Below are 24,299 nucleotides of genomic sequence, written 5' to 3'. Positions count from 1 at the left end.
CCACACAGGTTGAGGACACATGCGTACCACCACGATCGGCGACGTGAAGGTCCTGCTGCCGGACCTCGAACCGGACGACCTCGACACCACCACGGACCTGACCGACGGCCTCACCGAGGCCCTCGTCGAGGGTGCCGCGTGGCGCGGCGTCGACCTTGCGGGCGCCTCCGTTCGGAGCAGCCTGATCAGCGGCGTGGACCTGAGCGGGTGCACCTGGGAAGCGGGCGGCCTCTACGGCTGCGAGGTGACCGGCGCGGACTTCTCGGGCGCCCACCTGACCGGCCTCACCATCGAACGGTGTGCGATCACCGGCTCCCGATTCACCGGCGCCAGGCTCACCGACGTACGCCTCAAGGACGTCCTGTTCGACGGCTGCCGGTTCGACTACGCCACCCTCCAGCGCGTCGCCGCCGCCGGTTCGGTCGCCTTCACCGACTGCACTCTCGCCAACGGCGCGTGGTCTTCCTGCCGACTGCCACGCATCGCGCTGCGGTCATGTGACCTCGCCGGTCTGGAACTGGACTCCTGTCACCTCGACGGGACCGACCTGCGGGGCAGTCGTCTCCAGGGCCTCAAGACGCCGCTGGACAACCTGCGCGGCGTCACCCTCGGCGAGGACCAGCTTCCTGACCTCACCCGGCTGACCATCGCCGCCCTCGGCCTCACCGTGCGCAAAGATTGAAGCTGAGGAGGCGTCGTGGTCGCTCAACCCACCGGAAGCCCGGACACGATCCTCGTCTGCGTCCGGGGCAACTCCGGCTCGGGCAAGAGCAGCATCGCCCGGGAGCTGCGCCGCCGGCACGGCCGGGGCTGCGCCCTGGTGGAGCAGGACTACCTGCGCCGCATCGTGCTGAGAGAACGGGACAAGCCCGGCGGCGTGGCCCCGGCGTTGATCGCGCAGACCGTACGGTTCGCGTTGAACCACGGCTACCACGTCGTGCTGGAGGGCATCCTGCACACCGGCCGGCACCGGAGCATGCTCACGGCGCTGCGGGACGGCCACCGGGGGCGGTCGCTGTTCTGCTACCTCGACGTGTCCCTGCCCGAGACCCTGCGCCGGCACCTCACGCGCCCACAGGCCGGTGAGTTCACCGCCGAGCAGATGCGCGGCTGGTACGCCGCCCACGACGTCCTGGGCTGGTCGGACGAACTCGTCCTGCCCGAGAGCACCGGGCTGGACGAGGCCGTCGAGGCGATCGCGGCGGCTGCCGGGCTGCCCCAGACCGGACGCGACGACGACCCGCTTCCGCGCCCTGCCGTCCCCGTGGCGCAGCAGCGTGCCGATCACGGACGCCCGGCGGGGACGGCCGGGCCTCGCGCGGAAGCCGCAGCGGACGTCCGCCGGCGACCCTGATCGTCACCAGGACGTCGGACGGGCGAGGTCGCGGGCCGGTTGGTATCCGCCGAGAACGGCCAGGCCGTCCGCCTCGGTGTAGCCGCGTCCCCAGCCCTTGAGGAACGCCTCGACGAAGCACGGCTCGACCCGCATCTCCAGCACGTCGCTGCCCTGCCGGCGCGCCCGGTAGGGCCCGGCGACGAGGTCGCCGGCCCGAGACCCGTTGCCCGGCGCGGGTTGGGCCCGGACCGTCAGCCAGCGGCCGGATCCGTCGCCGACCACGAGTGAACCTTCGTGGAAGGGATCACGCGCGGAACGGCCGAGCGTGACCGAGCACTCCAGCAGCCGCGCCCCGGCCGGCAGCGACCGCAGCCGGAACGGCACGACGCAGCGGTGGGCGCCGTCGAACCGGACCCGACTCGCCGCGCCCGTCGCCGCGTCGCGGCCGGCCGCGTAGATGTCGAGCTGGGCCCAGAGGCCGTCGGCCGGTTGCCACCGGACGAACCACAGCTGGCGGTCGCCGGACGGGTCGTACCAGGCGACTCCCGGTCGGCCCTCGACGCGCACGTCCGTCCGTTGCTGGGGTCGTCCCGCCGACGACAGCGTCTGCTGCAGCCCGTCCAGCGTCGCGGCGCTGCGGGCCAGCGCGAACCGGGCGTGACCGGTCGGGCCCCGGAACTCGGCGCTCTCGACGCCGCGTCCCGTGCTCCACGTGGCGTACTCCGCATCCTCGACCAGGGTGGGGGCCGCGAAGTGCACCACACCGGGGTCGGCGCCGACCACCTCGGGACGCGCGACGGCGCCGGGCCGGCCCGGCGCGTCCGGCAGCGCCAGCGCCGCGGACGTCAGGGGCGCGGTGTCCGGCGCCCTGCCGGTGGGCACCACCATGACCACTGCGGCGAGCGCGGCGCAGGCCGCCGCCGCGCCGCCGACGATCAGACCCTGGCGGCGCAGTCGCAGGTGACGACCGCGGCGGCGGGCGTGCTCCACGATCGGCGTCGGATCGACGTCGCCGCCCGCCCGGTGCCGGAGCATCGCGGCAAGGCGCTGATCGAGGTCGGTGGACATCACATTCCTCCCGTCCGTGCGGGCGCCGGTGCGTCCTGGCGCTTCCGCAGCGCCTGGAGAGCCCGCCTGGCATGCGTGCGCACCGTGCCGGTCGAACACTGCAGGATCTCGGCGATCGCCGCGTCGTCGAGATCCTCGTAGTAGCGCAGCACGATCACGGTGCGCTGTTTGACCGGCAGGTCACGGACGAGCCGCCACAACGCGTCGCGTTCCACGACGCCGGCGGCCTCGTCCGCCCCGCCGACCCGATCGATCGCCGTGTCGGTGGAGATCTCCCGCCTGCTCCGTCGGCGCCACCACGAGCGGTTCGCGTTGACCAGCATCCGGTGGACGTACGCGTCGGGCTGATCCGTCCGGGAGATGCGCCCCCAGTGGGCGTACGCCTTCGCGAGGACGTCCTGGACCAGGTCCTCCGCACGGTGCTCGTCACCGGTCAGCAACCGGGCGAGCCGCACCAGCGCCGCGGTGCGCGCGAACGCGTACTCCTCGAACGTCACCCCCTATTAACGCCGGCGGTCGGCCGTCCCGTAGACAGCATGTCCGGGATTTTCGTGCCCGGGGTCAGTCGCGATACTCGACGAGGCAGAACTCGTGGCCCTCCGGGTCGGTCATCACGACGACGACCCCCTCGTCGTGGTCGTGCCGCTCGCCGGTGAACCCACCGCCGAGCCTCGTCACTGTCGCCATCGCCTCGTCGAGGTCGTCGACCGTGACGTCGAGGTGGATCCGGACCTTCCCGACGCTAGGCCCGGGCACCGGCTGGAACACCAGCCTCGGTTGGGGGTCGCCGCGCTCACCGAGGTAGACCCAGCCTTCCTGCGACGCGCCGGCCTCGCGGCCGAGCAGGACGCTCCAGAACCGGGCGACCCGCTCGGGGTCGACGCAGTCGACGGTGACACCGGACCAGACATTCGCCACCCACTGACCCTGCCAGACATCACCACCACCCACCACCACCGTCGATCATGAGGTTGACGGCGATGTGGATCTCAGATCGTGCCGCCAACTTCATGATCGACCGTCGTGCCGCGCGGGCAGCGCCCGTGTCGTTGACCGTCGATTGGTGTGAACGTTAACATCGCTGAAACGTATCGAAGTGTGACGATCAATGTCGAGGGAGTCGGGGAGGCGAGCCAGGTGGACGACAGAGTGGGTCGACGAGGCGGGGCGTGGCGGACGGCGGCGTCGGCGGCGGTGGTCGCGGTGGTGGCGGCGGCAGCCGTGCTCACCGGGCACGCCGAGCCGGCGCGCGCGGCGACCGCCATCACCGTCAACGGCGCGTCCGGCGGGCGCACGTTCGACGGCGTCGGCGCGGTCAGCGGCGGCGGCGGCAACAGCCGACTGCTGATCGACTATCCGGAGCCGCAGCGCAGCGATCTCCTCGACTACCTGTTCGAACCGGGCTACGGGGCCGCCATGCAACTGCTCAAGGTGGAGATCGGCGGCGACACCAACTCCACCTCCGGCGCCGAGCCCAGCCACGAGCACACCCGCGGCAGCATCAACTGCAACCGGGGCTACGAGTGGTGGCTGATGGAGCAGGCCAGGACGCGCAACCCGAGCATCGCGCTGGCCGGGCTGGCCTGGGGCGCGCCGGGCTGGATCGGCAACGGCAACTTCTGGTCCACCGACTCGATCGACTACCTGGTGGCCTGGCTGGACTGCGCGGCCACGCACGGGCTGACCATCTCCTACCTCGGCGGGTGGAACGAGAAGGGCTACAACGCCACCTGGTACAAGAACCTGCGCGCCGCGCTCAACGCCCGTGGCTACGGCGCCGTGAAGATCGTCGCCTCGGACGACTTCGGGTGGGCCGCCGCCGACGAGTCGCTCCGCGACCCGGCGTTCGCCAACGCCGTGCAGGTCTTCGGCAGCCACTACGTCTGCGGCTACCGCAGCGCCCAGAGCAGTTGCCCCAGCTCCGCCAACGCGATCTCGACCGGCAAGCAGCTGTGGGCGAGCGAGAACGGCTCCGACGACTACAACGCCGGCGCGGCGGCGCTCGCCCGGGGCGTCAACCGGGGATACCTCGACGGCAGGATGACCGGCTACATCAACTGGCCGGCCATCGCCGCCATCACCCCGAACATCCCGTGGGCGACCACCGGCGTGGCGGTGGCCCAGCAGCCGTGGTCCGGCGCGTACTCCATCGGCCGCAGCGCGTGGGTGATGGCGCAGACCACGCAGTTCACCGCCCCGGGCTGGCGCTATCTCGACGGATCCAGCGGCTACCTCGGCGGCAACCGCAACAACGGCAGCTACGTCTCGCTGAGGTCGCCGAGCACCAGCGACTGGAGCACCGTCGTCGAGACCATGGACGCCGGCGCGGCGCAGACGCTCGACCTCACGGTCACCGGCGGGCTGTCCACCGGGGTGGTGCGGGTGTGGTCGACGAACGTCCGGTCCAGCAACCCCGCCGACCACTTCGTCCGCGGCGGCGACATCACCCCGGTCGGCGGGCGCTTCTCGCTCACCGTCCAGCCCGGCCACGTCTACAGCATCACCACCACCAGCGGGCAGGGTAAGGGCACGGCGACCAGCCCGGCGGCGGGCACCCTGCGGCTGCCGTACGCCGACACCTTCGACAGCTACGCCACCGGCCGGCAGGCCCGCTACCTGATGGACCAGCAGGGCTCGTTCGAGATCGCCGGGTGCGCCGCCGGCCGCGCCGGGCGGTGCGTACGCCAGATGTCGGACCAGGCGCCGATCTACTGGACCTCCGGCCAGGCCGAGCCGTACGCCCTGCTCGGCGACCTGAGCTGGCGCAACTACACCGTGTCCTCGGACGTCCTGCTGGAGAAGCCCGGCTACGTCCAGCTCGTCGCGCGCGCCAACACCTACAACCACCAGGGCCCGCAGAACCTCAACGGCTACTACTTCCGGGTCACCGACGGCGGCGCCTGGTCCATCCGGAGCAACAACACCAGCGGCAACTGGCGCACGCTGGCCAGCGGCGCAACGTCGGCCCTGGGCACCGGCCGCTGGCACACCCTGGCGCTGAAGCTGGACGGCAGCACCCTCACCGCGTCCGTCGACGGCGCCGCGGTCGGCTCGGTGTCGGACTCGACCTGGGTCGCCGGTCAGATCGGGTACGGCACCGGCCAGGGTGTCACCGCCCAGTTCGACAACCTGTCGATCACCCCCGGTGACGGTTCCGGCAGCCCGACGGGGGAGATCCGCAGCGCGAGCGCCAACCGGTGCCTGGACGTCAACGGCGCCAGCCAGGCCGACGGCGCGGTGGTGCAGATCTGGGACTGCAACGGCGGGGCGAACCAGCGGTGGACGCTCGGCGCGAACAACCAGCTCACCGTCTACGGCAACAAGTGCCTGGACGTGCCGGGCACCGCGTCGGGCAGCCGCGCGCGGATCATGAGTTGCACCGGCGGCGGCAACCAGCAGTGGCGGGTCAACGCCGACGGCACGATCGTCGGCGTCGCCTCGGGCCTCTGCCTGGACGTCAACGGCCAGGGCACCGCCAACGGCACCGCGGTCCAGATCTGGACCTGCAACGGCGGCAGCAACCAGCAGTGGGTCCGCGGCTGACCCTCGCGAGGTGTCGATCATGAGGTTGGCGGCCCGGATGGGCGACGTCAACCTCATGATCGTCCCGTCAACCTGAGGTTGACGCGGGGGTGCGCGTCAACCTATGGTTGACGCATGGATGAGACCGAACCGCTCGCGATGAGCCACCCGGTGCGCCTCGACGAGCTGATCGAGGGCATCAAGAAGACCCGTTCCAACGCACTCGACCAGCTCGCCGACGCGGTCCTGGTCGCCGACCACCTGGGCGACGTCGCCGACCACCTGATCGGGCACTTCGTCGACCAGGCGCGCCGTTCCGGCGCCTCGTGGACGGAGATCGGCCGCAGCATGGGGGTGAGCAAGCAGGCCGCCCAGAAGCGTTCCGCCGCCAAGGTGGAGACCGCCGCCGCGCTCGACCCGAGCGCCGGGTTCGGCCGGTTCACGCCGCGCGCCCGCAACGTGGTGATGGCCTCGCAGGAGGAGGCGCGGGCCGCCGGCAACGCCGAGATCACCCCGGGGCACGTCGCGCTCGGGCTGCTCGCCGAGCCGGACGGGCTGGCGGCCGCGTTGATCGTGGCGAAGGGCGTACCCCTGGAGATGTTCCGGGAGGCCGTCGCCGCGACGCTGCCGGCGAAGGCCGACCAGGTCCCGGACCTGATCCCCTACGACGCACGCGCCAAGAAGGTGCTGGAGCTGACGTTCCGGGAGGCGCTGCGGATGGGGCACAACTACATCGGCACGGAGCACATCCTGCTCGCCCTGCTCGAGGAGGAGGGCGACGGGGGCGTGCTCGGCGGGCTCGGCCTGCGCAAGGACGCGATGGAGTCCGCGGTGGAGGGCGCGCTGGCGGAGCTGACGCGCAAGCGGGCCTGACCCGGCGTCGGGCACGTGTCACGGGGGCACGTGCCCGACGCGCGATCAGTCAGTCGGCGGTGGGGAAGCCGTAGCGGGCGGCGTGCTCCGGGTCGGCGGGGTCGACCTGGCGGATGCCGGCGTCGGCGAGTCGCTTGTTCACCTCGTCGAGGCGGTCCCGGACCAGCCGGGCCTCCTCCTCGGTGACCCGGCCACGGTGCGGCCGGCCGGCGTGCTCGATGGTGCCGTAGTCGATCTTCTCGGCGGTCCGCCGGGCCTTCGGCGGCTTCACCCGCTCGGCGGTACGCAGGAGCTGCGCCATCGGCACGTCGGTGGCCATCGCGTCGAACTCGCTGGCGGTCAGCACCACCCGGCGCGGCTCACCGCCGCCGTGCCGGTCGTGGATCTCCACCACGGCCACGTCCAGCGCCGCGTCGTCGATGCTCTCCACGTCGACCGGGGTGGCGTCCAGTTGCACGGGCCCGGCGACCAGGTCCGGGTGCTCCAGCACGACGACCTTGACCACCTCGTCGTCGGGGGACAGCACCTGGCCGGTGAAGTCGGAGACGTGGATCGTCTTCTTGCCCATGCGCGGAGCTTCTCCTGTCGTAGCCGGAAATCGGACCACAAGACGCTACCGCACAGGTGTGCGAAGCCCCGGACCTCCGCCGTCCGGTGTGTCGCGGCCCGCTCAGCGGGTCGTGAGGCCGCGCCAGGCGGAGCTGTCGGCGGGCTGGGTGTTCAGCTCGGCCCAGGAGAGTCCCCGGTCGCGGGCCTCGCGGTAACCCGGCTGCGCCGGGAACCGCCCGGCGGAGTCGGCGACCCGCCAGCTCTGCTCCGCGTCCTGCTGGAATCGGTCATTCGGATGATTCGGCATGACCACTACCGTCCCAGAGAAACTTGTCCATGTATGGAAATGAATATGACGCAGGATCGATGCGTGCGGTTCCGTCGGGGCGTCAGATTCCTGCAGCCGGCAGGCGGACCACGAATCGGCATCCGTCGCTGACGTTCTGCACCTCTACCCGCCCGCCGTGCGCCTCAACCAACCCGCGCACGATCGCCAGACCGAGGCCGCCGGATCCGCCCGGCTCGACCGCCGGGGTACGGGCCGGCTCGCCGCGGAACGCCACGTCGAAGACCCGGGACAGGTCGCCCTCCGGGATGCCGCCGCAGGTGTCGGCGACGGCCAGCCAGGCCGTGTCGACCTCGCACCCGGCGTCCACCCGTACCGTGCCGTCCTCCGGGGTGTAGCGGATCGCGTTGAGCAGCAGGTTGCCCACCACCCGGGCCAGCTCCCGCTCGCTGGCGGTGACCGTCGGCCAGCCCGCCTCGGGGGCGACGAGCCGGATCCGCCGCGCCGCCGCGAGCGGGGCCGCCCCGGCCAGCGCGTCCGAGACCACGTCGCCGAGCGGCACCGCGGACATCGACAGCCGCAGCGCGCCCGCGTTGATCCGGGACAGCTCGAACAGGTCGTCGACCAGTCGGGTCATCCGGTCGGTCTCGACCCGGATCCGGCGGTGGTACTCGGCCACCGTGGCCGGGTCGCCGACCACCCCGTCCTCCAGCGCCTCGGCCATCGCGCGCAGGCCGGCCAGCGGCGTACGCAGGTCGTGCGAGACCCAGGCGACCAGGTCGCGCCGGCCCTTTTCGATCCGTCGCTCCCGTTCCCGCGCCTGGTCGGCCCAGACCGCGGCGGCGGCCAGCCGGCGGCCGAACAGCCAGCCCACCGCCAGGCTCACCACGCCGCCGGCGGCCACGGTGGCCAGCACCACCTGGAGGTCGTGCGGGGAGAGGAACATGGCCTGGGCGACCCCGGCCACCCCGGCGGCCACCGCGCCGACCGTCATGGCCAGCAGCACCGAGATGTGCACCGTGATCGACCGGCCGCGCAGCAGCCGCAACGTCACCGCGCCGACCAGCCCGACGGCGAGCGCGGCGGCCAGCGCCACGCCGAAGATCAGCGCGAGGTCACGCATCGGCCGGCTCGTACCGGTAGCCGACGCCCCAGACCGTGACGATGCGGCGGGGTCGCGCCGGGTCGTCCTCGATCTTCTCCCGCAGCCGCCGCACGTGCACGGTCACCGTCGACTGGTCGCCGAAGCTCCAGCCCCACACCCGGTCCAGCAGCTCGGCCCGGCGGAACGCGCGGGCCGGATGCCGCATCAGGTGGGCCAGCAGGTCGAACTCGCGCAACGTGAGGGTCAGCTCGCGGCCGTGCAGGCGGGCCACCCGGGGGCCGGTCTCCACCTCCAGGCCGCCGTCGGCGAGCAGCTCCGGCGGCGCGGCGGCCGGCTCCCCGCCGGCCCGGCGCAGCACCGAGCGGACCCGCAGCACCAGCTCCCGCGGGGAGAACGGCTTGCCCAGGTAGTCGTCCGCGCCCAGTTGCAGGCCGAGGATCCGGTCGGCCTCGTCGCCGCGCGCGGTGAGCATGACGATGGGTACGCCGTCCGGCCGCTCCCGCAGCCGCCGGCACACCTCCAGCCCGTCCAGCACGGGCAGCATCAGGTCCAGCACCACCAGGTGCGGCGGGCGGCGGGCCACGGTGTCCAGGGCCGCCGACCCGTCGCCGACGTGCTCGACCTCGTAGCCGGCGTGCTCCAGGTAGCGGCAGACCACGTCCGCGACCGTCCGGTCGTCGTCCACCACCAGCACCCGCTGCGCCACCGCGCACCTCCCGCGTACGGAGAGGCCAGCGTAGCCACGGGCGGGAGCGTGAGCCATTGCCAGGTTCTTACGGTGTGCACGGTTCGGAGCGGGTCCGGCGGGCGTACCGTGATCATGTGCTCGACCGACGGCTCTTCCTGCATCTGGCGACCTGGTTGGGGCAGTGGCCGGCGGCACCGGGATGGCACGTGGTCCGCTCCTACCGTCGCGCCCGCCCGGCCTGGGACGGTCGGCTGCGCCCGGCGATCGGGGTCGCGGTGGACGGCAGCGCGGTCCTCTCCGTGGCGCCGGAGCGGGTGGAGGCGGTCCGGGCGCTGATCCGCGGGCGTCCGCGCGACGAGTGGCTGCCCGCGTTGCCGGCGACGGTGGGCACGCCGGAGTTCACCACGCAGGCCGGGGCCTTCCGGTGGTGCACCGACCCGGCGCCGCTGCCGGACGTGGGGGAGTGGCTGCCGCCGACGGTGCCCGGCGCGCCGCCCTGGCTGCGCCTGTTCGACCGGGAGGTGCTGGTGGTCCGGGACGACGACGGCGCGTACCTGGCCGGGGTGGGGATCAAGCGGCACGACGCGTACGGGCACGAGTTGGCGGTCGGCACGACGAAGGCGGCCCGGGGGCGCGGGCTGGCCCGACGGCTGGTCGCCCAGGCGGCCCGGCGGGTGTTGGACGAGGGCGCGATCCCCACCTACCTGCACGACGCGGACAACCACGCCTCCGCCCGGGTGGCCGAGGCGGCCGGGTTCCCGGACCGGGGGTGGACCTCGTTCGGCGTCTTCCCGCACTGAGCCCGACCGCGCGCGACGTGGGCGCGGACCGTGGATCCCGGGCCGGATCCACGGTCCGCTGCCTCTCCCCCCAGGTCCCGACCCTGGTAACGCTATGTGTGCGAATGGGTGGCGGGCAAGGGACGTGGCGGCGGTTGACCCTGTCCGGTTACGGACTTGACCTGCGAACTCCCGTCGGGCGGGACCGCCGGGCTCAGTGACGCAGCGTGTGGATCACGCTGAGCGCCTGCCGGGTGACCGGTCGCAGCACCCGCAGGCGGGACAGCCCGACGAGCCGGTCGACCAGCGGCACCACGCCGTCGATGAGCTGGCGGGTCTTGACCTGCCCGGGCGAGCGGTCGTGCACCCAGTAGAGCACCACGCCCATGTAGCCGAGCCAGAGCAGTTCCGGCAGCGACTCCCGCAGTTCGTCGTCGAGCTTGGCGGTGGAGCCCGCGAGCACCTCGCGGAAGAGCGACACCGACGCCTCGCGGGGGGCGGACGACTCGGTGGAGAAGGGGCTGAGCGGCGAGGTGGGCTCCGCGGCGGTCTTGAAGAACGTGCCGGCGAACGAGTGGTACGGGCTCAGCACGTCCACGCCGGCGTGGAGCACCCCGGCCAGTCGCGGGGCGAAGTCCCGTTCCCGGGCGAGCACCGGGGCGGCGGCCTCCCGGTGCTCCTGCTGGGTTTCCGCGTAGAACTCCTGGATCAGGTGTTCCTTCGAGCCGAAGTAGTAGTAGGCGTTGCCCACCGCCACGCCGGCCTCCTGGGCCACCGCCCGCATGGTGGTGCGTGCGTACCCCCGCTCGCGGAACAGCCGCAGGGCGGTGTCCAGGATCAGCCGGCGGGTCTGCTCACCCCGGGCGGTCGACCCGGTGCTCGGGCCGCCCGCAGCGGTCGTCGGCGCACTCTGCTCGGTCATCGTCGTCACCGTATCCCGGTTCCCGGATCCGCTCGCGGACCGCGGCGGCGGCCGCCACCACCCGCCGGGCCAGCGGCAGCAGGTGCGGGCGGGCCAGTCGTTCGGCCGTGCGGCGGTGCTCGGCCAGCGCCCACAGGCAGGCGAACCAGGCGCCGTCGCCGGTGTAGACCGCGCCGGTGTCGGCCACCACGGTCAGGTCCCGCAGCGTGGCGTCGTGGTCCAGCCCGGGGAGGCGCCGCCGGGCCTCCGCCGACCCGGCCGGCACGAACTCCAGCGGTACGAGCTGGGCGCGCGAGGCCAGCCACCGTCGGGCGGCCCGGCACAGTGGGCAGTCCGCGTCGTAGAGGACGGTGAACCCGCGGATCCCACCGGCCCCGTGCCCGGTGGGATCCGACGGGTGCCCGCCCGGGGCGGACGTCACCGGGCCGGCGGGATCGGCCCCGCCGGCGGAACGGGGTGCGGGCCGCCCTGGGGCGGGAGCACGGCGACCGGAGGCAGCGGCGGGTGGGTCGCCTGCTGCCGCAGCCGGCCGCGCCGGTAGCGGCCGAGCGCGAACACGTTGAAGAAGTGCAGCGCGCCCAGGACCAGCAGCACCAGCCCCACCTTGAGCGAGAGCTGCTCCAGCGCCTGGCTGGCGTCGCCGACCGGGCCGGACTCCTTCATGGCCACCGTGACGTAGCCCAGGTTGAGCAGGTAGAAGCCGACCACCAGCAGGCTGTTGACCGCGTCGGCCAGCCGGCTGTCGGCGAACACGTCCTGCAGGAACACCAGCCCGTTGCGGGAGAGCGCCCGCGCCACCCAGATGGTCAGGCCGATGCTCACCGCGAGGTAGGTCAGGTACATCCAGACCTTCACGTCCATCCCCCGTCGCCTCTCTTGAACGCGTTCAAATTGATGTCGCGCCGAGCGTACGACGTTTCTTGAACGTGTTCAAGTCCGGAGCGCGCGCCGGCCCGCCGTCGCGGACGGCGGGCCGGGTCGGGCGGTACGGATCAGTCGGTCAGGCCGAGCACCTTCGCGGCGGCACGGCCGTTGGCGTGGCTGGCGCCGTAGGTGGCGACGAAGGCGCGCGCCCCGGCCGGCCGCCAGGCGGCGGGCCAACCCATCTCCACCACCGTCACCGGGTGCGTGGCGGCCAGCGCCTCGACCAGCTCCCGTGCTCCGGGCAGCCGGTGCAGGTGGCGCCCGACCAGCACGACCGGCCGGTCCCCGGCGAGCGCGCGCAGCTCGGCCGGGTCGGTCTCCCCGGCCACCGCGCGGGCCTGCGCCACGTCGGCGGGCAGGTGCGGCCCGAGACCCCACGGCACCCGTCCCTCGGCGATCGTGGAGGTCGCGTGCACCTGCACCACCAGCGGCGCGCCCGCGGCGGTCAGGTCGCCCTCGACGTGCACCGCCCGCAGCGCGGCGGCGTAGCCCAGGTCGGCGGCGACCGGCGCGTGCCCGTCGGCCGGGCCGGTCCAGGCGGCGAGCGCGGCGGTGCGGCCGGCGGCCTCCTCGACCCGGGCCCGGTCCAGCCGGCCGTCGCCGATCCCCGCGACGATCTCCGCGGCGACCAGCTCGACCAGGGCGGCGTCGACCTTCGCGCCGATGCAGAGCAGGTCGGCGCCGGCGGCCAGCGCCCGGACCGCGGCCGGACCCACCCCGCCGGCGGCCAGCGCGGCGCCCTTCATCTCCAGCGCGTCGGTGATCACCGCGCCGGTGAAGCCGTACTCGTCGCGCAGCAGGTCGACCAGCACGGCCCGGCTGAATGTGGCCGGACCGTCGCCGGTCAGCGCCGGGACCCGGATGTGCGCGGTCATCACGGCCCGGACGCCGGCGTCGACCACGGCGGCGAACGGCGGCAGGTCGCGCTCGCGCAGCACGGCCGGCGGCACGTCGACGGTGGGCAGCTCGTGGTGGGAGTCGGCGACCGTGGCGCCGTGCCCGGGGAAGTGCTTGGCGCAGGCGGCGACGCCCGCCGACTGGAGGCCGGCCACGGCGGCGGCCGAGTGGACCGCCACCCGCTTCGGGTCCGCGCCGAACGACCGGGTGCCGATCACCGGGTTCTCGTCGGCGGTGTTCACGTCCACCGTCGGAGCCAGGTCGAGGGTGAGGCCGAGCGCGGCCAGCTCGCCGCCGATCGCCGCGTAGACCTGGCGGGTGAGGTCGGGGTCGTCCACCGCGCCGAGCGCCGCGTTGCCCGGGTAGGGGCTGCCGGTGGCGTGGGCCAGCCGGGTGACGTCCCCACCCTCCTCGTCGATCGCGAGGATCACGTCGGGGCGGCCGGCGCGCAGCGCCGCGGTGGACGCCGCCACCTGGGCCGGGTCGTGGATGTTGGTGCCGAACAGGGTGTGCCCGGCGAGCCCGTCGGCGAGCAGGTCGACCGCCCAGTCCGGCGGGACCGGGCCGGCGTAGGCGGCCAGCAACGTGCCCAGCGCGAGCCGACGGAGTCCTGGATCGAGCCCCACGAGTATCCCCTTTCCCTGCCGGGTCGTCCGACCTCTCCGGACCGGGGTGGCCGATACGCTAACGGGCACCCTTCGGCAGGCGTTTTATGGTTAGAAACTTTACGGAAAAATTGAGGACGTTGGCATGAGTGCGACCCGGCTGCCCGGCACCCCCCGACTGTTGCGGGCGCTCAACGACCGAGCGGCGCTCGAACTGCTGCTCGAACGCGGGCCGCTGACCCGGGCCCGGATCGGCGAGCTGACCGGGCTGTCCAAGGTCACCGCCTCCCAGCTCGTCGAGCGGCTGGAGGAGCGCGGGCTGGTCGCCCGGGTCGGTGAGCAGGCCGGCGGGCGGGGCCCGAACGCCCAGCTCTACGCGGTGCGACCGGGCAGCGCGTACGTGGTCGGCGTGGACGTCGGCGCCGAGCGGGTGGTGGCGGCCTGCGCCGACATCACCGGCGCGGTGGTCGGCCGGGTCGAGCAGTCCACCAGGGACACCGACGACCCGGTCGGCGTGGTGCACAACGCCGTGGTCCGGGCGGCCAGCAGCGCCGGGGCGGAGCTGTCCGCCGTCCGGCGCGTGGTGCTCGGCACCCCCGGCCTGGTCGACCCGCAGACCGGTGACATCACGTTCGCGTTCAACCTGCCGCGCTGGCACAGCGGCCTGCTCGCCGCGCTCCGCGAGGACCTGGACACGCCGGTCGTCTTCGAGAACGACGTGAACCTGGCCGCGGTCGCCGAGGCGCAGTCGGGCGCGGCCCAGGGCACCGCCGACTTCGTGCTGGTCTGGGTGGACGCGGGTGTCGGCCTGGCGATCATGCTGGGCGGCCGCCTGCACCACGGCAGCAGCGGCGCGGCCGGCGAGATCGGCTACCTGCCGGTGCCCGGCGCGCCGATCCCACGGGACGTGTCGAAGCGTGCCAAGCCGGCGTTCCAGCAGCTCGCCGGTGCCGACGCGGTCCGCGCGGTGGCCGCCGAGCACGGCTTCGCCACGGCGGACGCGGTGGAGCAGGGCGTCGCGGCGGCCCGGGCCGCCGAGGCGGTACGCGCCGCCGTCGCCGCCGGCGCCGACGGTGGCCCGGTGCTGGACGAGCTGGCCCGCCGGCTCGCGCTCGGGGTGGCGAGCACCTGCGTGGTGCTCGACCCGCCGCTGGTGGTGCTCGCCGGCGCGGTCGGGCAGGCGGGCGGGTCGGCGCTGGCCGAGCGGGTGCAGCACGAGGTCGCCGCGATCACGCTGGTCCGGCCCCGGGTGGTGACCACCGGGCTGACCGAGGAGCCGATCCTGCGCGGCGCGCTGCGTACCGCGCTGGACGCGGTCCGGGACGAGGTGTTCGGCTCGACGGTCGGCTGACCGCGTGCACCCTGGCGCCATGTGAAGGAATCCTTCATCATGGCGCCAGGGTTCGCAAGGAGTTGCCGGGGTGGGGCCGTGCTCAGATCAGGTCGCGCCGGCGGAACACGGTGAACGCGGCGGCCACCAGCGCGGCGGTGAGCCCGAGCAGGACCACCATGCCCGACACCCAGGTCAGCGTGTACGAGCCGTCGCAGAAGCCGGAGATCCCGGTGCTGCACGCGTTGCCGTCCCAGAACCGCACCTCGCCGTTGAGCCAGGCGGCCAGGTAGCTGGAGAGCATGAACCGGTCCGGGCGGCCGACCTCCAGGATCTGGAACACCAGCCGCGCGCCCAGCTCCCACACCACCACGTACGCGGCGACCGTGCCGAGCGCCGCCGAGGTGTGCCGGCCCAGCGTCGCGACGGCGAACCCGAGTGCCGCGGTGGCCAGCACCAGCACCAGCCCGCGCGCCCAGATCGCGCCGAGCGTCACCCAGAAGTCGCCGCCCGTCCGGCCGGTCAGCCCGGACGCCTGCCCGATCAACCAGAACGACCCCAGGTATGCCACCGACGCCAGCACCGAGAGCGCGAGCAGCCCGCCCAGCAGCGTGCCGAGCTTCGCGGCCAGCACGGTCGGCCGTCGTGGCCGCCACAGCAGCAGGTTGACCACGCCGCCCGAGTTCAGGTCCGCCCCGATGTACGAGGCGCCGACCAGGAACCCGAACAGCGCGAGGAACGCGATCAGGAAGAACAGCAGCGGCTCGGCCTCCTTGGCGAACACGAAGACGCCGCTGAGGTAGTCGGAGGCGGTCGGTAACGTGTCGGACTGGGCCGGGTCGATCTGGGCGCAGTCGCGCGGCAGGTAGTCGTTCTCGTCGGCGGTGAGCGTGCCCGCCTTGATCCGCAGGCAGCGGTCGTGCGCCAGCTCCAGCCGCCGTACCTCCTCCGCGGCCTGCGCCTGGGCCCGGCCCAGCTCCGCCCCGGTCGGGCGGTGCGAGCCGCCCAGCGTGGTCACCACCGTCACCGCGAAGGCGGCCGCCAGCAGCACCACCATGAGTTGCACGAAGCGCCGGGCGGCGAGCCGCTCCAGCTCGGCACGGACCAGGTTCACGCGTCCACCTCCCGGCTCTCCCGGACGTCCAGGTCGATCACTCCGTCGTTCGGCGGCGCGCCGTCCACCTGCCGCGGCACCGCGACGTGCTCGTGCCCACCGGTGAGCTCCAGGAAGACGCTCTCCAGGTCGGGGCGGAGCGGGATCAGCTCGCGCACCCACAGGCCCTGCTCGCCCAGCGTGCGGCTGATCACCTCGGGGTCGACCACGCCGGTCACCACGAGGTGGTCCGGTCCGGCGGTGACCGTCAGCCCGGCCCGGCCCAGCAACTGCTCGGCCTGCTCCACGTCGGCCACCCGGACCTGCCACTGGTGCTGGTCGAAGCCGGCCAGCACCTCGTCCACCCGCCCGTACGCGACCCGTCGCCCCCGGCTGACGATCGTCACGTGGTCGCAGATCAGCTGGATCTCGGCCAGGATGTGGCTGGACAGCAGCACGGTCACCCCGGCCGCGGCGAGCGACCGGGTGAGATCGCGCATCTCCCGGATGCCGGCCGGGTCCAGCCCGTTCGCCGGCTCGTCCAGGATCAGCAGCTCCGGGCGCTTCAACAGGGCGGAGGCGACGGCCAGCCGCTGCTTCATGCCCAGCGAGTAGCCCTTGACCCGCTCGTCGCCCCGGTCCCGCAGGCCGACCTGCTCCAACACCTCGTCCACCCGGCTGGTGGGCACCCCACCGGCCACGGCCAGCAGCCGCAGCGTCCGGTGCGCGGTGAAGTTGCCGAAGAACTGCGGGCTCTCCACGATCGCGCCGACCCGGCCGGCCACCTCGGCGAGTCGTTCGGGGGACCGGACGCCCAGCACCTGCATCGAGCCGGAGTCCGGCCGGACCAGCCCGAGCAGCGCCCGCAACGTGGTCGTCTTCCCGGAGCCGTTCGGCCCCAGGAAGCCATGCACCTGGCCCGCCTCGACCAGCATGTCGAAGTCGTCGACGGCGACCCGCCGCCCCTGGCGCACGGTGTGGAACGTCTTGCGCAGACCGGCGATCTCGATGACCGCGCTCATCCGCGTGCCTCCCGGCAGGGGTGGGGCATGGGTCGTCCTTCCGGATGCGGTGACCAACGACACGGCGCCCCACCCTATGGCGGCGGCCCCGCCCGTGGGGGGCGCCGGGCCGGGTGCGTGATTGGATGGGGCGGTGACTGGTGACCTGATCCCCGGCGCCCCGGGCGCCCCCGCCCCCTCGACCGTGGACGCGGATCTGGTGGTCAGCCTCGACGGGGTGGGCGTGACGCGCTCTGGCACCGCGCTGGTGCACGACGTCGACTGGCGGGTCGAGCTGGACGAACGATGGGTGCTGCTCGGCCCGAACGGCGCCGGCAAGACCACCCTGCTCAACCTGGCCGCCGGCCGGCTGCACCCGAGCAGCGGCGTCGCGCACGTGCTCGGCGAGCGCATCGGCCGCACCGACGTCAACGAGCTGCGGACCCGGATCGGCCTCTCCACCGCCACCCTCGCCGAGCGGATCCCCGCCGAGGAGCGGGTCGTCGACGTGGTCGTGACCGCCGCCTGGTCGGTGGTCGGCCGCTGGCGGGAGAGCTACGACCGCACCGACGAGGCGCGCGCCGCCGCGCTGCTGAGCCAGCTCGGCGTCGGCCACCTCGCCGACCGCGCCTACGGCACGCTCTCCGAGGGCGAGCGCAAGCGCGTGCAGATCGCCCGCGCGCTGATGACCGACCCGGAGTTGCTGCTGCTGGACGAGCCCGCCGCCGGGCTCGACCTGGGCGGGCGGGAGGACCTGGTCGCCCGGCTCGCCGAGCTGGCGTACGACCCGGACGCGCCGGCCATGGTCCTGGTCACCCACCACGTCGAGGAGATCCCGCCGGGCTTCACGCACGCCTTGCTGCTGCGCGAGGGCACGGTGGTGGCGCAGGGTCTGCTCGCCGACGTGCTCACCGCCGACAACCTGTCGAAGACCTTCGGCCTGCCGCTGGTCGTCTCGCGGTCCGGCGACCGCTGGACCGCGCGCGCCGCCTGAGCGGACGGGACCCCGTCGTGCAGCAGACCCGGATCGCCGTCGTCGGCAGCGCCAACATGGACCTGGTCGGCACCGCCGCCGCGCTGCCCCGGCCGGGCGAGACCGTGCTCGGCAGCGAGTTCGTCATGCTGCCCGGCGGCAAGGGCGCCAACCAGGCGGTGGCCGCCGTGCGCGCCGGCGCGTCCTGCGTCTTCCTGGGCGCGATCGGGTCGGACGCGTTCGGGGTCACCCTTCGGGCCCGGATGACCGCGGCCGGCGTGGACACCGGTCACCTGCGGGTGATGTACGGCCCGTCCGGCGTCGCCCTGGTCATGGTCGGCGGCGCGGGGGAGAACGCCATCCTGGTCACCCCCGGCGCGAACGAGGCGTTCACCGCGCCGACCGAGGACGAGCTGACCGCCGTACGCGAGGCGGACGTGCTGGTCGCGCAGCTCGAGGTGCCGGTCGAGACGGTGACCGAGGCGGCGCTCGCGGCCCGTGCCGCCGGCACCCGGGTGGTGCTCAACGCGGCGCCGGCCCGGCCGCTGCCGGCCGACCTGCTGGCCGCGACCGACCTGCTGGTGGTCAACGAGCCCGAGGCGCAGGCGCTGACCGGTCGGGGCCGGGACGCGCCGGCCGCGCTGCTCGACCTGGTGCCCCGGGCGGTGCTCACGCTCGGCGGCGACGGCGCGTGGTACGTCGACCGGGACCGCCCGGCGGTGCACGTGCCGGCGGTGCCGGTGGAGGTGGTCGACTCCACCGCCGCCGGGGACGCGTTCACGGCCGCGCTCGCCGTCGCCTGGGGCGAGGGGCGGGACCTGGTCGAGGCCGTGCGGTGGGCGGCCGCGGCCGGGGCGGCCTGTGTCCGCAAGCTCGGCGCCTCGGTGGCGCTGCCGCACCGCGCGGAGATCGACGCGCTGTTCGCCGGGCGTTAACAAGGGCCCCTTCCACTACCGGAGGCGTTAAGAGGGGGCCCTTCCTTACACCCCCTCGGCGCGCTCGCCGCGCCGGCGCAGCATGCCGAGCCCGGGGATGCCGGCCACCGCGAGCTTGAGGTCACGGGTGACGTCGAGCAGGTCGTGCAGGTCCGGGCCGACCCGGTCCAGCGTGGCCAGGATCGGCAGCACGTCCGAGGTGAGGTGCTCCTTGAGCTTCGGCAGCTCGTCGACCAGCCGGATCGCGGCGGTCACCTCCTCCGGGCTGAGCTGCTCCACGAAGCGGGCCGCCATCGGCGCCGCGCGGCGCAGCGTCGACTCGTACGCCGCGAGCAGCTCGGTCGCGGTGCCGGCGGCCTGCTCGGCGGTGGCCACCGTGCCGGCCGCCCGGCCCGCCACCGTGTCCGCCTCGGCCACCACGACGGCCGCCGCCCGGGCCACCCGGTCGGCCTCGCCCACCACGGTCGCTGCCGCGCCCGAGACCCGCTCGGCCTCGCCGACCACCACGGCGGCCGCGGCGGCCACCTCGGTCGCGGTGTCGATCGCCCCGGTCGCGGCGGCGCTGATGACGCCCACCTCGCGCACCGCGGCCTCGGCGTCGGTGAGCACCCGGTCGGTCCGGTCGAGCGTCCCCTCGATCCGGTCGACCACGCCGTTGATCCGGCGCACCAGCGCCTCCACCTCGTCGAGCACGGCGAAGGCGCGGGCGGGTACGGCGGCGAACGCGGCGGCCGAACCGAGCGCCTGGTCGAGGGCGGAGCGGGTGAGGCCGACGACGGCGCCGGGCCGGGGAAGTGGGATCGCCATGCCGACCAGTGTGCGTCGCCCCGGCCAGTCACGCCGGGTGAGGACGGAGCGGCGCACGTCACGCCGGCCCCTCCCGGCCGGGGCCCGGGACGCGTAGGGTGCCGGCATGCCCGACCCCGGCCCGGCTCCGCGGCGTCTCCTCGCGTTCGGCGCGGTCGCGCTGCTCGCCGTCGTCCTCGGCGCTCTGCTGCTGGTCCACGCGGACGCCGGCCTGGACACCCGGCGGGCGACCGTCGCCGGGGTGCCGCTCACCGAGGTCCGGGCGACCGGCGGGGACGACGGTCCCCGGCCCGGGGTGGTGATCGCGCACGGGTTCGCCGGCTCGGCCCGGCTGATGCGGCCGCTGGCCGACTCGGTGGCCCGGCACGGCGGGGTCGCCGTGCTGCTCGATTTCGCCGGGCACGGCGCCAACCCGTCCCGGCTGCCCGGCGCGGGCCGGGACGACCAGCGGGCGCGGGCGCTCCTGCGGCACGACCTGGACGTCGCCGTCGGGTGGCTGCGGAGCCGGCCCGGCGTGGACCCGGACCGGGTCGTCCTGGTCGGACACTCGATGGGCGCCGGCGCGGTCACCCGTTACGCGGTCGACCACCCGGAACTCACCCGCACCGTGGCGATCTCGCTGCCCGACGCCGGGGACGTGCCGGCGGGCTGGTCGGGCAACCTGACGCTGGTGGTCGGCGGGCTGGAGTTCCCCGACTTCCGCCGCGCCGCCGACCAGGCGGCACGCGGCGGCCCGCCGGGATCGCGGCAGCGGGTGGTGGCGCCCGGCACCGAACACATCTCGGTGCTCTTCGCGCCGCGCACCCACGCCGCGGTGGTGGCCGCGATCCCCGGCCGTCCGGGTGGCCCGCCACCCGCGCCGCTGACCCGCCTGGCCGGCGCCGGCCTGCTCCTGCTCGGCCTGGGGCTGGGCTTCGTGCCGCTGGCCGCGGTGCTGCTGCGACGCCCGCCGGCCCCGGTGACCGCCGGCCCGCCCGCTCCGATCGCCCCCGGGGTCGCGCGCCCGCCCGCCCCGGTCGCGCCCGGGGCCGCGCGCCCGGGCGCCGCGTGGCCGGGCCGGTGGCTCGTCGTGGCGGTGGGGGCGGCCGGGCTCGGTGCGGTGCTCGCCGCCCCGCTGCCGACCGCCCGGCTGCCGCTCGCGGTGGGTGGGCATGTCGCCGTGTTCCTGCTGCTCACCGGCGGGCTGCTGGTGGCGGCCCAGCGCTGGTTGCGCCCGGCGACCCGGGCCGTCGGCCGGGCGGGGCGAGCCGTCGGGGTGGCCGCGGCGCTCGTCGGGTACGCGGTGCTCGCCGTCGCGCTGCCGCTGCACCTCGGGTTCACCTCGGCCACGCCGGTCGGCGCCCGCTGGTGGCTGCTGCCGGTGGTGCTGCTCTGCTGCCTGGCCTTCCTGCTCGGCGCCGAGCTGGTCGCCGACGGCCGGGGCGGCCGGTACGCGGTGGTCGGCGGGCTCGGCGTGGTGGTCCTGGCCGCGGCGGCGGTGACCGGCCTGGCCCCCGGGTTCGTGCTGCTGGTGGTGCCGCTCTTCGCGGCGCTGGTGGCCTGGCAGGCGGCCTGGGCGGGGGTGCTGCGCCGGCGGGGCGCGCCGTGGTGGCTGCCGGCGCTGGTCGGCGCGGTGCTGCTGGCCTGGCCGATCGCCACCACGCTGCCGCTGGCCTGAGCCGGGGCGGGACCGCCCGCCCCGGCCCGGTCGCTCAGCGCACGCCCTCGAAGACCACCTGCGGATCGGTTTGGGCCGGGGTGCCCCAGACCGCGTCGTTGTAGGCCGCGTCGCCGGCCAGGTGGCGCAGGAACCACTCGGTGAGCAGCCGTCGGGTCAGCTGGAGCTGGACCGTCCGGCTGATCGAGCCGCTGTCGCAGAAGAGCGAGCCGCTGTCCATGAAGCCGCAGTGCGAGCCGCCCCTGACGGTCCGGAGCTGCTTGGTCGGTGGCTTGGCGGCGTAGATCGGGCGCTGGTGGTCGGCCGGTGGCGCGATGCCGTCGCGGTCGCCGGCGATCAGCTGCACCGGGACGGTGACGCCGGCCGCGGCCGACACGGCGGAGGGGTTGGTCTCGGCGGCGGCCAGGTTCGCCACCGTCACGACGCGCGGGTTGCGGGCGGCGGCCAGGATGCTCGCCCCGCCGCCCATGGAGTGCCCGGACAGGCCCAGCCGGTCGACGGCGACGTGCCCGGCGAACCGGGAGCCGGCCGTGGTGTCCTGGGCCACGGTCCAGGTCAGGGCCGCGTTCAGGTCGTCGGCGAAGGCGCTGTGGCTGGGCGACAGGCCGCCCTGCGAGGTCGGGGCGACGACGATGAACCCCCAGGTCGACAGGTGGGACAGCGTCGAGGAGTACTTCGACACCGACTGGAGGAAGCCGTGGCCGAACGCGATCGCCGGGAACCGGCCGGCGGCGACCGGCTGACCCTTGCCGGCGGCGGTGGCCGGGTAGGTGATCCGGGCCGAGAAGGAGCGGCCGGACGCGCTGACGGTGGCGTCGACGTAGCCGGCCGCGTACGGGCCGGGCGCGGACGGGTCGGCCGACGCCGCGCCGGCGGCGTGGACGCCGCTCGCCGGCACGGTCAGGCTGAGCGCCGCCGCGACCGCGACGGTGAGTCTCCGCAACATGGCACCCTCCTGCTGAGCGATGGACATGAATGTCCACTCAGGAGAGCAGGGTCGGCGGCCGGGGGTAACACCCCGGTTGGTCAATAACCGCTGTGTTATGACCGGGCGACCCGCAGCGCCCACCAGATCAGCGGCGCCTGCATCGGCACCCGGCCGTAGGCGATCGCCCGCTGCGCCGGCCGGCGTCGCCGCCAGTCCCAGGCCATCTGCGCGTTCGCCGGCAGCACCGCGGCGAACAGGGCCGCCGCGGCCAGCCCGCCGCGCCGCCGGGTGGCCGGATGCGCCACCGCCGCCGCCACGGCCAGCTCGGCCACCCCGGAGGCGTACGTCCAGAAGCGGGCCGGCCCGGGCAGGGCGCGCGGCACGATCGGGTCGTAGAAGCCGGGGCGGGCGAAGTGCGTGACGCCCGCGGCGGCGAGCAGCCCGGCGAGCGCGACGGCCTCGCCGCGACGGTGGGTCATCGTCGGTCTCCCTGCTGTTCGACGGCGCGCTGCACGGCCCGGTAGATCTGCCCGAACCGTAGCGCGTCCGGCGTACGCACCAGCATCGACTCCCGGCCGTGGTGCTGCACCCACAGTTCGTGCACCCGGTTGCCCCGCTCGTAGGAACGGTCCAGCCAGCCGAGCGGCACCTCCAGGAACGGGGTGAGCGCCAGGCCGCCGACCACGAACGCGGCCAGGATGATCAGGGCCAGCTGCCACTCGCCCCGGTCCTGCGCCGCCCATGCCAGCGAGAGCACGCAGACCAGCGCCACCAACGGGGGCAGCGAGAGCAGCAGGACCAGCACCCCGCGCCCGAGCACCCGGCCCCGGACCGCCAGCGTGGTCGCGCCGCGGGCGTGCCAGACGTACGTGACGTCGGCGAGCGCGACCACCTGTCCACCAGCGTGGATGGCCTCCGAGGTGACCTGTACCGCGTCGTCCCGGTAATAGAGGGTCATAAATCAGCGTAACCGTCCGGTCCGCACTCGTGATCGACTCGATCTCGCCGAAGTGGCGGTATCGGAGCGGGTCCGTTCACGCCACCTCGGCGAAGTGGAGTGGATCAAGAGGGATGGGGCGAGCGGGGAGGATGTCGAAGCGTTAGCGTGCCGGGCATGACGGATCGGGACGAGCGGGCGCGCAACGTCGAGGTGGTGCGGCGTTACCTGCGCACGTTCGTCACCAAGGACCTCGCCGAGCTGGCCGAGGTGGTGCACGAGGACGTGCAGATCTACGGGTCGGGCACCCGCGTGCGCGGCCGGCGGTATGCCGAGGCCGCCGTCTCCTCGCCCGGCCTGACCGTGCTCGACCAGGAGATCCTGGAGATCTTCGCGGCGGAGGACCGGGTGGTGGTGTCGTTGGCGCAGACCTACCGACGGGACGCGACCGGGGCGACCACGGTGCAGAGCGCCTGCAAGATATACCGGCTGGCCGGCGGGCGGATCGTGCAGTTCTGGGGCGAGCAGGACACCTACGGTCTGCTGCGCGGTCTCGGGCTGCTGCCGGACGAGCCGATCACGTTCTGACCGGGAGCGGTCCGGCCGGGAGCGGTCCGGCCAGGGCCGGCGGGCACGTGCTCCATGGCCCGCTGCACCGCGCGGTAGATCTGCCCGAAGCGCAGCGCGTCGCCGGTGCGCAGCAGTCGCACCGGGCGGCCGTGCCAGCGGGCCCACATCTCCAGTTGGCGGCTGCCCCGCACGTACGAGCGGTCCAGGTGCTCGAAGAGCACGTCCGCGAGCGGGCCGACGGCGAGGCCGACGAGCACCGAGGCGCCGACGATCGCGATGGTGACCACGGCGGAGCGGTGCAGCCAGACGGCCAGCCCGATGCCGAGCAGGGCGGCCACCAGCGGGCCGGCGAGCGCCGCCCCGATCGCGCCCCGCCCGGCGAGCACCCGCCACGAGCGGTCGCCGCGCCGGTGCCACACCATGGTCAGCTCGGCCAGCGGGTAGCTGCGCCCGTCCACCCGTACCGTCGTGGACGTGACCTGGACCGACCGGTCGTCGTAGTAGGTGATCATGG

27 protein-coding genes and 1 pseudogene are annotated in these 24,299 nt (G+C 74.3%); 10 read left to right on the top strand and 18 right to left on the bottom strand.

Translation table 11 applies throughout. The annotated features are described in order from the left end of the window. Window positions 1-19: 19 nt before the first annotated feature. Together COO58_RS00780 and COO58_RS00775 are read left to right on the top strand one after the other, a co-directional pair. On the top strand, window positions 20-682 hold the full coding sequence (locus tag COO58_RS00780; RefSeq protein ID WP_098743429.1) for a pentapeptide repeat-containing protein: 663 nt from the start codon (window positions 20-22) through the stop codon (window positions 680-682). 15 nt (window positions 683-697) lie between these two features. Next, window positions 698-1,264: pseudogene (locus COO58_RS00775) on the top strand (kinase); the annotation flags it as partial. Window positions 1,265-1,357: 93 nt separating this feature from the next. Here the strand turns inward: COO58_RS00775 and COO58_RS00770 are convergent. The 3 genes from COO58_RS00770 to COO58_RS00760 all read right to left on the bottom strand — a co-directional run bounded on the left by COO58_RS00770 (window position 1,358) and on the right by COO58_RS00760 (window position 3,322). Beyond that, window positions 1,358-2,404 carry a hypothetical protein gene (locus COO58_RS00770; protein ID WP_098743426.1) on the bottom strand — a complete coding sequence of 349 codons (1,047 nt, stop codon included), beginning with the start codon at window positions 2,402-2,404 and terminating at the stop codon, window positions 1,358-1,360. Further along, on the bottom strand, window positions 2,404-2,901 hold the full coding sequence (locus COO58_RS00765; RefSeq protein ID WP_091580825.1) for a SigE family RNA polymerase sigma factor: 498 nt from the start codon (window positions 2,899-2,901) through the stop codon (window positions 2,404-2,406). Before COO58_RS00765 ends, COO58_RS00770 begins: the two co-directional genes overlap by 1 nt. A 64-nt stretch (window positions 2,902-2,965) precedes the next feature. Further along, window positions 2,966-3,322 (bottom strand): VOC family protein, encoded by a 357-nt coding sequence (locus COO58_RS00760; RefSeq protein WP_091584068.1) that lies wholly within the window; start codon window positions 3,320-3,322, stop codon window positions 2,966-2,968. A gap of 219 nt (window positions 3,323-3,541) precedes the next feature. Here COO58_RS00760 and COO58_RS00755 point away from each other — a divergent pair, with 219 nt between their 5' ends. Both COO58_RS00755 and COO58_RS00750 read left to right on the top strand, forming a co-directional pair. After that, window positions 3,542-5,947 carry a ricin-type beta-trefoil lectin domain protein gene (locus COO58_RS00755; RefSeq protein ID WP_369700164.1) on the top strand — a complete coding sequence of 802 codons (2,406 nt, stop codon included), beginning with the start codon at window positions 3,542-3,544 and terminating at the stop codon, window positions 5,945-5,947. 114 nt (window positions 5,948-6,061) lie between these two features. After that, window positions 6,062-6,799: a Clp protease N-terminal domain-containing protein gene (locus COO58_RS00750; protein WP_098743424.1), complete on the top strand. Its 738-nt coding sequence runs from the start codon at window positions 6,062-6,064 to the stop codon at window positions 6,797-6,799. A 49-nt stretch (window positions 6,800-6,848) separates the two neighbouring features. Here the strand turns inward: COO58_RS00750 and COO58_RS00745 are convergent, their stop codons facing one another. The 4 genes from COO58_RS00745 to COO58_RS00730 form a co-directional block, all read right to left on the bottom strand. Then, window positions 6,849-7,367 (bottom strand): hypothetical protein, encoded by a 519-nt coding sequence (locus COO58_RS00745; protein ID WP_091580819.1) that lies wholly within the window; start codon window positions 7,365-7,367, stop codon window positions 6,849-6,851. Between the two features lie 102 nt (window positions 7,368-7,469). Further along, a complete protein-coding gene (locus COO58_RS00740) occupies window positions 7,470-7,655 on the bottom strand; it encodes a DNA repair protein (RefSeq protein WP_098746004.1) in 186 nt (61 codons plus the stop codon). Window positions 7,656-7,737: 82 nt separating this feature from the next. Then, the gene (locus COO58_RS00735; protein ID WP_091580816.1) at window positions 7,738-8,757 is read right to left on the bottom strand and encodes a sensor histidine kinase KdpD; all 1,020 of its coding nucleotides are present in this window, start codon (window positions 8,755-8,757) and stop codon (window positions 7,738-7,740) included. Further along, entirely contained in the window at window positions 8,750-9,445 is a 696-nt protein-coding gene (locus COO58_RS00730) for a response regulator transcription factor (protein WP_091580812.1), read from the bottom strand. The genes COO58_RS00735 and COO58_RS00730 overlap by 8 nt, the downstream gene beginning before the upstream one ends. A 116-nt stretch (window positions 9,446-9,561) precedes the next feature. Here COO58_RS00730 and COO58_RS00725 point away from each other — a divergent pair, with 116 nt between their 5' ends. After that, window positions 9,562-10,227: a GNAT family N-acetyltransferase gene (locus tag COO58_RS00725; RefSeq protein WP_091580808.1), complete on the top strand. Its 666-nt coding sequence runs from the start codon at window positions 9,562-9,564 to the stop codon at window positions 10,225-10,227. A 193-nt stretch (window positions 10,228-10,420) separates the two neighbouring features. On the opposite strand, the gene COO58_RS00720 is transcribed toward COO58_RS00725, so the two are convergent. From COO58_RS00720 to COO58_RS00705, 4 genes are all read right to left on the bottom strand, one after another. Then, window positions 10,421-11,128, bottom strand: a complete 708-nt coding sequence (locus tag COO58_RS00720) for a TetR/AcrR family transcriptional regulator (RefSeq protein WP_091580804.1) — start codon at window positions 11,126-11,128, stop codon at window positions 10,421-10,423. Continuing rightward, window positions 11,061-11,549 carry a thiol-disulfide oxidoreductase DCC family protein gene (locus COO58_RS00715; RefSeq protein ID WP_091580799.1) on the bottom strand — a complete coding sequence of 163 codons (489 nt, stop codon included), beginning with the start codon at window positions 11,547-11,549 and terminating at the stop codon, window positions 11,061-11,063. Before COO58_RS00715 ends, COO58_RS00720 begins: the two co-directional genes overlap by 68 nt. Then, complete coding sequence (locus tag COO58_RS00710) at window positions 11,546-11,989, bottom strand: hypothetical protein (protein ID WP_091580796.1); 444 nt, start codon at window positions 11,987-11,989, stop codon at window positions 11,546-11,548. Before COO58_RS00710 ends, COO58_RS00715 begins: the two co-directional genes overlap by 4 nt. Before the next feature lie 131 nt (window positions 11,990-12,120). Beyond that, on the bottom strand, window positions 12,121-13,575 hold the full coding sequence (locus tag COO58_RS00705) for a glycoside hydrolase family 3 N-terminal domain-containing protein (protein ID WP_098743422.1): 1,455 nt from the start codon (window positions 13,573-13,575) through the stop codon (window positions 12,121-12,123). A 124-nt stretch (window positions 13,576-13,699) separates the two neighbouring features. On the opposite strand from COO58_RS00705, the gene COO58_RS00700 reads away from it, so the two are divergent. Continuing rightward, window positions 13,700-14,905 carry an ROK family transcriptional regulator gene (locus COO58_RS00700; protein WP_091580788.1) on the top strand — a complete coding sequence of 402 codons (1,206 nt, stop codon included), beginning with the start codon at window positions 13,700-13,702 and terminating at the stop codon, window positions 14,903-14,905. An 82-nt stretch (window positions 14,906-14,987) separates the two neighbouring features. Here the strand turns inward: COO58_RS00700 and COO58_RS00695 are convergent, their stop codons facing one another. Both COO58_RS00695 and COO58_RS00690 read right to left on the bottom strand, forming a co-directional pair. After that, window positions 14,988-15,998, bottom strand: coding sequence for an ABC transporter permease subunit (locus tag COO58_RS00695; protein WP_091580783.1), 1,011 nt, complete (start codon window positions 15,996-15,998; stop codon window positions 14,988-14,990). Further along, window positions 15,995-16,999, bottom strand: coding sequence for an ATP-binding cassette domain-containing protein (locus COO58_RS00690; protein WP_091580779.1), 1,005 nt, complete (start codon window positions 16,997-16,999; stop codon window positions 15,995-15,997). The genes COO58_RS00695 and COO58_RS00690 overlap by 4 nt, the downstream gene beginning before the upstream one ends. A 133-nt stretch (window positions 17,000-17,132) precedes the next feature. Here COO58_RS00690 and COO58_RS00685 point away from each other — a divergent pair, with 133 nt between their 5' ends. Both COO58_RS00685 and COO58_RS00680 read left to right on the top strand, forming a co-directional pair. Further along, the gene (locus COO58_RS00685; protein ID WP_091580776.1) at window positions 17,133-17,972 is read left to right on the top strand and encodes an ABC transporter ATP-binding protein; all 840 of its coding nucleotides are present in this window, start codon (window positions 17,133-17,135) and stop codon (window positions 17,970-17,972) included. A 17-nt stretch (window positions 17,973-17,989) separates the two neighbouring features. Continuing rightward, window positions 17,990-18,886 carry a ribokinase gene (locus COO58_RS00680; RefSeq protein WP_091580774.1) on the top strand — a complete coding sequence of 299 codons (897 nt, stop codon included), beginning with the start codon at window positions 17,990-17,992 and terminating at the stop codon, window positions 18,884-18,886. Between the two features lie 45 nt (window positions 18,887-18,931). Here COO58_RS00680 and COO58_RS00675 read toward each other — a convergent pair whose 3' ends face one another. Further along, window positions 18,932-19,693: a hypothetical protein gene (locus COO58_RS00675; RefSeq protein ID WP_098743420.1), complete on the bottom strand. Its 762-nt coding sequence runs from the start codon at window positions 19,691-19,693 to the stop codon at window positions 18,932-18,934. A gap of 106 nt (window positions 19,694-19,799) precedes the next feature. On the opposite strand from COO58_RS00675, the gene COO58_RS31090 reads away from it, so the two are divergent. Further along, window positions 19,800-21,350 (top strand): alpha/beta fold hydrolase, encoded by a 1,551-nt coding sequence (locus tag COO58_RS31090; RefSeq protein WP_098743418.1) that lies wholly within the window; start codon window positions 19,800-19,802, stop codon window positions 21,348-21,350. 34 nt (window positions 21,351-21,384) lie between these two features. Here the strand turns inward: COO58_RS31090 and COO58_RS00665 are convergent, their stop codons facing one another. The 3 genes from COO58_RS00665 to COO58_RS00655 form a co-directional block, all read right to left on the bottom strand. Beyond that, complete coding sequence (locus COO58_RS00665; protein ID WP_098743417.1) at window positions 21,385-22,296, bottom strand: dienelactone hydrolase family protein; 912 nt, start codon at window positions 22,294-22,296, stop codon at window positions 21,385-21,387. A gap of 95 nt (window positions 22,297-22,391) precedes the next feature. Next, window positions 22,392-22,757 carry a hypothetical protein gene (locus COO58_RS00660; protein ID WP_091580757.1) on the bottom strand — a complete coding sequence of 122 codons (366 nt, stop codon included), beginning with the start codon at window positions 22,755-22,757 and terminating at the stop codon, window positions 22,392-22,394. Further along, entirely contained in the window at window positions 22,754-23,236 is a 483-nt protein-coding gene (locus COO58_RS00655; protein ID WP_091580754.1) for a DUF6232 family protein, read from the bottom strand. Before COO58_RS00655 ends, COO58_RS00660 begins: the two co-directional genes overlap by 4 nt. 156 nt (window positions 23,237-23,392) lie before the next feature. Here COO58_RS00655 and COO58_RS00650 point away from each other — a divergent pair, with 156 nt between their 5' ends. Beyond that, window positions 23,393-23,803 (top strand): nuclear transport factor 2 family protein, encoded by a 411-nt coding sequence (locus COO58_RS00650; RefSeq protein WP_098743415.1) that lies wholly within the window; start codon window positions 23,393-23,395, stop codon window positions 23,801-23,803. Here COO58_RS00650 and COO58_RS00645 read toward each other — a convergent pair. Further along, entirely contained in the window at window positions 23,749-24,297 is a 549-nt protein-coding gene (locus COO58_RS00645) for a DUF6232 family protein (protein WP_098743414.1), read from the bottom strand. The two genes, COO58_RS00650 and COO58_RS00645, sit on opposite strands and share 55 nt — an antisense overlap. Window positions 24,298-24,299 lie beyond the last annotated feature (2 nt).

The organism is Micromonospora sp. WMMA1996 (genome assembly GCF_002573675.1).
Classification (GTDB): domain Bacteria; phylum Actinomycetota; class Actinomycetes; order Mycobacteriales; family Micromonosporaceae; genus Micromonospora; species Micromonospora sediminicola.
The sequence above is the reverse complement of the archived record's forward strand: the minus strand, read 5'-3'. Positions and strand labels throughout refer to the sequence as shown.